This window comes from Sphingorhabdus sp. (assembly GCF_044357595.1).
GTDB lineage: Bacteria > Pseudomonadota > Alphaproteobacteria > Sphingomonadales > Sphingomonadaceae > Sphingorhabdus_B.
Map to the genome: position 1 here is coordinate 1 of NZ_JBIKPH010000134.1, position 6,626 is coordinate 6,626.

At 54.8% G+C, this 6,626-nt stretch carries 10 protein-coding genes and 1 pseudogene; 10 read left to right on the plus strand and 1 reads right to left on the minus strand.

The features are described 5' to 3' along the window. The 10 genes and pseudogenes from gspG to ACIQ2T_RS11280 all read left to right on the plus strand — a co-directional run. Nucleotides 1–359 (plus strand): type II secretion system major pseudopilin GspG (gene gspG, locus ACIQ2T_RS11235; protein ID WP_397590886.1); only part of this gene is annotated, 359 nt, incomplete at its 5' end. Continuing rightward, complete coding sequence (locus ACIQ2T_RS11240) at nt 337–825, plus strand: GspH/FimT family pseudopilin (RefSeq protein ID WP_397590887.1); 489 nt, start codon at nt 337–339, stop codon at nt 823–825. The genes gspG and ACIQ2T_RS11240, both read left to right, overlap by 23 nt. After that, a complete protein-coding gene (gene gspI / locus ACIQ2T_RS11245) occupies nt 806–1,198 on the plus strand; it encodes a type II secretion system minor pseudopilin GspI (RefSeq protein WP_397590888.1) in 393 nt (130 codons plus the stop codon). The genes ACIQ2T_RS11240 and gspI overlap by 20 nt, the downstream gene beginning before the upstream one ends. Then, nucleotides 1,195–1,839 carry a type II secretion system minor pseudopilin GspJ gene (gene gspJ, locus ACIQ2T_RS11250; RefSeq protein ID WP_397590889.1) on the plus strand — a complete coding sequence of 215 codons (645 nt, stop codon included), beginning with the start codon at nt 1,195–1,197 and terminating at the stop codon, nt 1,837–1,839. Before gspI ends, gspJ begins: the two co-directional genes overlap by 4 nt. Further along, the gene (gene gspK / locus ACIQ2T_RS11255) at nt 1,839–2,822 is read left to right on the plus strand and encodes a type II secretion system minor pseudopilin GspK (protein WP_397590894.1); all 984 of its coding nucleotides are present in this window, start codon (nt 1,839–1,841) and stop codon (nt 2,820–2,822) included. The genes gspJ and gspK overlap by 1 nt, the downstream gene beginning before the upstream one ends. Before the next feature lie 5 nt (nt 2,823–2,827). Next, nucleotides 2,828–3,904 carry a hypothetical protein gene (locus ACIQ2T_RS11260; RefSeq protein WP_397590890.1) on the plus strand — a complete coding sequence of 359 codons (1,077 nt, stop codon included), beginning with the start codon at nt 2,828–2,830 and terminating at the stop codon, nt 3,902–3,904. After that, nucleotides 3,901–4,380: a type II secretion system protein GspM gene (gspM, locus tag ACIQ2T_RS11265; protein ID WP_397590891.1), complete on the plus strand. Its 480-nt coding sequence runs from the start codon at nt 3,901–3,903 to the stop codon at nt 4,378–4,380. Before ACIQ2T_RS11260 ends, gspM begins: the two co-directional genes overlap by 4 nt. Further along, a complete protein-coding gene (gene gspN / locus ACIQ2T_RS11270) occupies nt 4,377–5,072 on the plus strand; it encodes a type II secretion system protein N (protein WP_397590892.1) in 696 nt (231 codons plus the stop codon). The genes gspM and gspN overlap by 4 nt, the downstream gene beginning before the upstream one ends. A 26-nt stretch (nt 5,073–5,098) precedes the next feature. Continuing rightward, nucleotides 5,099–5,371, plus strand: a pseudogene (locus tag ACIQ2T_RS11275) (prepilin peptidase); the annotation flags it as partial. 45 nt (nt 5,372–5,416) lie between these two features. Continuing rightward, entirely contained in the window at nt 5,417–5,845 is a 429-nt protein-coding gene (locus ACIQ2T_RS11280) for a prepilin peptidase (protein WP_397590895.1), read from the plus strand. Nucleotides 5,846–5,880: 35 nt separating this feature from the next. On the opposite strand, the gene ACIQ2T_RS11285 is transcribed toward ACIQ2T_RS11280, so the two are convergent. Continuing rightward, nucleotides 5,881–6,626, minus strand: a 746-nt coding sequence (locus ACIQ2T_RS11285) for an esterase/lipase family protein (RefSeq protein WP_397590893.1), incomplete at its 5' end; no start/stop codon positions are given.

Consider the following 6,626-nt stretch of genomic DNA (forward strand, 5'->3'; position numbering starts at 1 on the left):
TGTTTATTTTGGCATTGCTGACCACGATTGTCGCGATCAATGTTCTGCCGAACCAAGATAAGGCCATGGTGCAAAAGGCAAAGGCCGATATTGCAGTGCTGGGTCAAGCGTTGGAAACCTATCGGCTCGATAATCTGACTTATCCAGACGCAGGAGCAGGCCTTCAGGCTTTGGTTACGCCGCCCACTGCAAGTGGAATGCGCGCCGAGGGCTATATCAAAAAACTACCGATGGATCCATGGAACCGCCCTTATCAGTACAGCATGCCCGGAAAAAATGGTGCCTTTGATATCTATTCGCTTGGTGCTGACGGCGCGCCCGGCGGCGAGAACGAAAATGCGGATATTTACGGCGCTTAAGACGCCGCATTCTGGAAATATAAAGCCAAGTGAGCAGGGCTTTACGTTGGTAGAGCTGATGGTGGTAATATTCATCATTGGCATCGCCAGCGCGGCAGTCGTGATGACGGTGCGGTCGCCAGACCGCGGGATCCGTGATGAGGCGGAGCGCTTTGCCGCCCGGGTAGCGGCGTTGCGTGACAATGCGATCGTGCAGTCACGCAGTATGGCGGTCACCATCCGTCCCTCAGGCTATGGTTTTGAGAGACGGGACAATGGTGCATGGGTTCCCCTTTCAGAGGCGCCCTTTACATCTACTGACTGGCAAAGCGGAACATCTGTTCAGATGTCAGGCGCGCGTCAAATGCGCGTTGCGTTTGACAGCACCGGCATGCCCTCCAGCGCCGCTAATATCACTATCAAGCATGACAATGTTGCGGTGACGCTTGCGCTGGCGGCAACGGGGGATGTCCGCGTTGTTCGTTAAGTCCCAACCACAGCGCAACGGTTTTACCTTGCTAGAGATCATGGTCGCTTTGGCAATATTTAGCCTTGCCGCTTTGGCGATGGTGCGGCTGCAGGGATATTCAGTTCGCTCGACAGCCAATTTGGCCGATAGCGGCATGGCGTGGCAGGTTGGGCGCAATGTGGCGGTTGAAATACTGTCTAACCCCGCGCCACCCACTTTAGGCGAAACGCGCGGGGAAGAGGTCAATGGCGGCCAGAAATGGATATGGACAGCAACCGCCAGCCCTACCGACGACAGTCGTCTCGTGATGGTGGATATTGTGGTCACAGGCTCAGGCAACGCCGCGCTGCGTAAGGCACGCTTGTCCATCGCAAGGCCAATTGAGCAGTGACCAATGTCCGCATTACAGAAGCTGGCTTCACGCTGATTGAGCTGCTGGTGGCGCTGGCTATTTTTGCGCTGATCTCCGTTGCTGGCGTGATGCTTCTGCGTTCCGGCACTGACACCCAAATTGCTGTGAAAAAGCGCTTGGAGGAAATGGCACTGTCGCACCGCCTAGCCAACAGCTTGGAAGGTGATCTGGCGCAAGCTATTGCGCGCCCAATGCGCGATCAGTCAGGGCAACCCGTGCCCGCTTTTACGCAAGGCGATGCAGCCGTTTCTGGCGCCTTATTTGGCTTTGTCCGGGCAGGTTGGTCCAACTATGATGCAGCGCCAAGGGCAGGCCTGCAGCGCGTGGCTTATGTTTTGGAGGATGGAGCGCTTAAGCGGTTAAGTTGGCCGATGTTGGATGGTACTGCCCCCGCAGATGCTGCAAATTTGCTCGAAAATGTTACGTCCGCGAATGTCGAGTATCGCGATGATAAAGGGCAGTGGCGTGGTGACTGGAGCGCTGCAGATGCCAATGCTTTGCCGCGCGCAGTTGCGTTGCGCGTGACGGTTAAGGGCAGGGCAGAGGAACGTTTGCTCTTCCTCGTCGGGCCGCAAACACGCGTTCCGCCGTCCAGCATTGAAACAAGCCCTGATCAGTGATGCTAGCTAAACCCTCGGAACGCGGTGCTGCCTTGCTATCGGTATTGTTGATGGTGGCGGTGCTGGCTGTGATTGCCGCTACAACACTTGACCGGCTGACTCTGTCGAGCAAATTGACGTCAAATGGTAACGCTTTGGCGCAAGCGCGTATGTTTACCTACGCCGCAGAAGCGATTGCGGCCGCACGGATTGAGGATCTGCTGGCGCGCGATGCGGCACAGACAACGCTAGAGGGTGGCTGGCTCGGTAAACCGCAAAGCCTGCCTATTCCCTTGGGTTCAGCGACTGCGACGCTGCGTGATGCCGACAATTGCTTCAACTTGAATAGTCTGGTGACCGACGCAGATGGGCGCTATCTGGCAAATGCAACTGGCACTTTACAGATGACATCACTGATGGTCGCTTTGGGCACTGATGAAAATACAGCGCGCAATATAGCCGCAGCGGCCACAGATTGGGCGGACAGTGATATTACGCCAGTTGCCAATGGTGTGGAAGATGACGCCTACCAGTCTGCGACAACACCTTATCTGGCTGCCAATAGGCTATTCGCCCACCCGAGTGAGCTGCGGGCCGTGAAGGGCGTAACGCCATCTGTTTATGCCAAGCTTCAGGACTGGATTTGTGCACTGCCTAAGTCGGCCTTATCCCCGCTGAACGTTAACACATTGCTGCCCGAGCAAGCACCTTTATTGGCGATGCTATTCGCGCCGGGCAAGATGAACATATCCACCGCGCGCAGCTATCTCGCCAAGCGGCCTTTGAATGGCTATGGCAGTCTCATTCGATTCTGGGCCGCACCTGAACTTGCGGCACTTGAGCCGACTTCTCAGGTGCAAGGGCAAGTTAAACTGACGAGCAACTATTTCCTTTTGAACACGCAAGTTTCATTTGGCGAACTGACCCTTGCTGGACAATCGATGATTGTGGCGTCTCCGGCGCCCGCGCGTGTTGTTTGGCGCAGCTGGGGGGAAGAGGAGTGACCCTCATGCTCACGCGCTTTCCCACGACAGTGAATGATGACCCTAATATTTTTCGGGTGTCCGAAGGCGTGTGGGAAGCGGCGGGCCTTCTGTCAGAGTTTGAGGCTGCCGCTGACGATGCAACGGTAATGGCGGTTGTGGCGCCTCAGGATGTCCGAAACAATTGGTTTACCTTTCCTGAACTTGAAGCACGGCAAGCTATGACTGTTGCTAAACTGCGTGCCTCCGAGCAAGCGCTTGGGTTGGTTCATTGCAGTGCTGGGGTGGATTTTGACGGGTCCTCGGTAACCGCGGCCATCGCACCAGACGTTATGCAATATGGTCTAGACCGGCTTGCAGCACGGGGGATAAATCCTGATATCGTCATACCTCTCGCGCTCGTTTTGAACACCGGCCCGGATGGCTTTTTCAAGGCGGAACTAGACGGCGTTTCGGTATTGCGCGGTCCCGGAATAGCCATTCCAGATGAGCAGGTTCTTCGCGATATATTCGTTGGTGCCGACAAGGCGATCGATATAGAAACAAGTGCCCTACGGTCTATGCTGTTATCGGCAAGCGCCGCACCTGTGCTGAACATGCGCGAGGGAATATTCGCAAAAAGGGAGCGGACGGTTTGGACAACCGAAACGCAACGCATCTGGTTACAGCGGATATTGATAGCCATCGTTGCTCTTACAATGATGATTACTCTGGTGACGCTGTCAAAATACTGGATCGCTACCAAAGCCGAAAACGACACGGCGTTGGCGGCTGCACAGAAAATTGACCCATCTATTCAAGACATAAACCAAGCCGAAAGTGCGCTCACCAACGCGTTAAATCGAAAGGGTATTGTGCAGGGAAGCTTTACACCGCTTTCCGCCGCCTTGTGGCGCAGTGTTAAGGCATCGCCTAACGTATCGGTACGCGAGATGCGTTTTACCCCTGACGGCACTTTAACCGTTATTCTTGCAGCCCCCACCGCGGATAATATCAACAAAACGCTTTTGGGCATTCAGCAAGACGGTTTTAAAATTACGGCGACCCCGCGCCAAGATGCAAGCGGTTCAACATTGGTCGATATCACCATGAGGATGCCATGATAGCGTCGGTTCGTTTATGGTTTGGAGCGCTGACACAGCGCGAAAAATGGCTGGTAGCATCAGCCGGTATCTTGGCGGGGTTGTCTATCGCTGTTTTCGCAATCATTATGCCAGCACTATCGGTCGTAGAAAAAGATGCGTTAGACCTTGATGAGGCGGTGCAGCGGCGGGGACGGATTGTCGCCAAGGTCGCATTGACACAGGGTCAGCGGCCAGTTGCGCGCACGGCGGCCGCTGCAGACATTGGTCTATTGGTTACCCAGAGTGCAGCTGAAAAAGGCTTTGATGTCATAAAGTCTGCAAACGCAGCGCCGGGTCAGATCAGCATTCGTATTGACCAAGCGCGGGCACCAGCTTTTCTGGCTTGGGTAAACGAGTTGGAGGCACAAAATATTGTCGTGCGCACGGCCACCATGCGGTCTGGAGCCAATGGAACCGTCACTGTTGAGGCCCAAATGCAGATGGGCGCACAATGAAACGTGCATACATCATTACCTTGGCTGCGATACTCGCGGTTTGCCTTGTAATTTTTATACCCTTGCGTGCGGTGGTCGGAGGCGAAGGCATAACAGCGCGTAAGGTTGAGGGCATTATCTGGGATGGCTCGTTACGCGATCTGCGCTTGGGCACCTTGCCCGTTGGTGACGTCAACGCGCGCTTGTTAATATGGCCATTGTTTCTGGGTCGTGCAGAATTTCTGGTATCGCGCGGCGATGCACCCTTGGCTCCCGGGATAACTGCTTCTGTTGCGCGCGGGATTGGGGGTATGTCGGTCCATGACCTAAATGCCACTTTGCCAGTCGGTGCGCTTTTGGCGCCATTTCCGGCAGAAAATATCCAGTTTGAAGGCTTCTCGGCACGTTTTGCTGCAGGACGATGCATCGAAGCCGGGGGACAAGCGCGCCTGACCCTGTCCGACAGTGTACCAGGGCTCAACCTGCAAAATGGGATGCTCGGCAAACCACGTTGTGATGGTGCGCGTCTGTTGCTGCCACTGGTCAGTCAATCGGGTATGGAGCGGGCTGATATCCGTTTGTCAACTGATGGGACATACACCATTGCAGTAACGCTTGATGCCAACAGAGGCGACCAAGCAGCGCTTTTGAACCTCTCGGGGTTCCGCCCTGTGGCTGGTGGCTACCGGCTTGTCCAAAAGGGTCGGTTCTGAGCAAGCTTTTGTCGTCATTGGGTGAGGTGCAGTTCGCCCTGCCTTTCTGGTATCAGCTGATATCGTTCGTTATCTTGGGCGCAATTTGGGGCAGTTTCGTTGCCGCCCTTTGCAGCCGCTGGCCAATTGGAGAGCAGATATCAAACGGACGGTCACGGTGTGATGCGTGTCAGTCGACGCTTCCGCCTAAGGACCTTGTTCCGATTTTCTCCTTTGCTCTGCTTAGGGGCAAATGCCGATATTGTCGCCAAAACATTGGTGTCGGCGCTTTATATACCGAGCTAATCTCCGCTGCGATTGGACTATCGGCTATACTTTTGGTTCCGAGCGAGTCAGCTGTGGCTATGGCCGTGTTTGGTTGGCTGTTGCTGCCATTGATCATATTGGATTATCAGCGATTGTGGCTGCCTAACCGGCTTGTGATCGCCCTTGCAGGGGTAGGCACTGTCGGTGGTTATTTCCTCTTACCCGATAGTATTTGGACAGATCGGGTCATGGGCGGTGCTTTAGGGTTTTTATCGCTGGAGGCCATCCGTCAGGGGTTCCGAAAAATCCGGAGCGAAGAGGGCATGGGCGGCGGCGATCCCAAATTATTTGGGGCGATTGGTATCTGGCTGGGCTGGCAGCTTTTGCCGATGACGTTGCTCTTGGCATGCCTAATCGGATTTGCACATGTTGCTACGGTCTATGTCCGCGACAGAGCGCCTCCATTACGCCTACCTTTTGGGACGTTTCTGAGCGTCGCAGCTTTTTTGCTGGCCGCTTTCCACTAAAAGAATTTTGACTTAAGCATGATCCATCGGCACGTCTAGGCGTGCGCATAGTTGTCTTTTGGTTCCGTTGTACTCAACATTGGCAGCAAATTGCTAGACGTAATGGCCAATCGGTCAGCAATGGCGCGAAGCACCTCCGCACTGAAGCCAAAGCCGCAATGGGCGCAGCGCACGGGGATGTTACGCGCACTTGGCGTTTCTGGCTCAAGACAGGCTTGCCACGGCACAATGCCGTCGCTTTTTGAATAAAATGAAACCGCCGGTACGGGCAGGGGAAGCTTACTTTCGGCGATCTGTATCTGCGCGATAGGTGCTTTCAGGCTATGTCCGCTCAGGCGTTCATAGACTTCAAATGCACTGCTTGCGAATGGATCGCCCGCAAATGGCGAACCAAGCGAGATGACTTGAGATATCAGTTTCGGGTGACGTCTTGCAACCATGCGCGCCATAATTCCGTCCATGCTCCAACCAATCAAGGTCACTGGCCTTTGCGCCGCGTTGTGAACGGATTTTACCCGTTCTATGAGCCGCTCATTGCGCAAGCCAATTGTTTTGGCACCGAGATTGCGGCCGAGTTCCCAAGCGTGCACCTTATACCCTAGAAATCCCAAATAACGGCGCAGAATAAGCGTCGACCGGTCTGTCATGCCAATGCCGGGAATAACGAAGACAGGCCGCTGATCCCCTTGAGGGGCAGAGGAGAGCTCTGTCCAGTGATATGGCAGATTAGCCATAGCGAACAATGCGCGGGGCACTTCAGCCCATGCGAGCCAGCGTTGCG

Bases quoted from the DNA above. Each gene is read 5' to 3' on its own strand.
- ACIQ2T_RS11240 (WP_397590887.1), top strand. From the start codon at position 337: ATGCGGATATTTACGGCGCTTAAGACGCCGCATTCTGGAAATATAAAG.
- gspI (WP_397590888.1), top strand. From the start codon at position 806: ATGTCCGCGTTGTTCGTTAAGTCCCAACCACAGCGCAACGGTTTTACC.
- gspK (WP_397590894.1), top strand. From the start codon at position 1,839: ATGCTAGCTAAACCCTCGGAACGCGGTGCTGCCTTGCTATCGGTATTG.
- ACIQ2T_RS11260 (WP_397590890.1), top strand. From the start codon at position 2,828: ATGCTCACGCGCTTTCCCACGACAGTGAATGATGACCCTAATATTTTT.
- gspM (WP_397590891.1), top strand. From the start codon at position 3,901: ATGATAGCGTCGGTTCGTTTATGGTTTGGAGCGCTGACACAGCGCGAA.
- gspN (WP_397590892.1), top strand. From the start codon at position 4,377: ATGAAACGTGCATACATCATTACCTTGGCTGCGATACTCGCGGTTTGC.
- ACIQ2T_RS11280 (WP_397590895.1), top strand. From the start codon at position 5,417: ATGGCCGTGTTTGGTTGGCTGTTGCTGCCATTGATCATATTGGATTAT.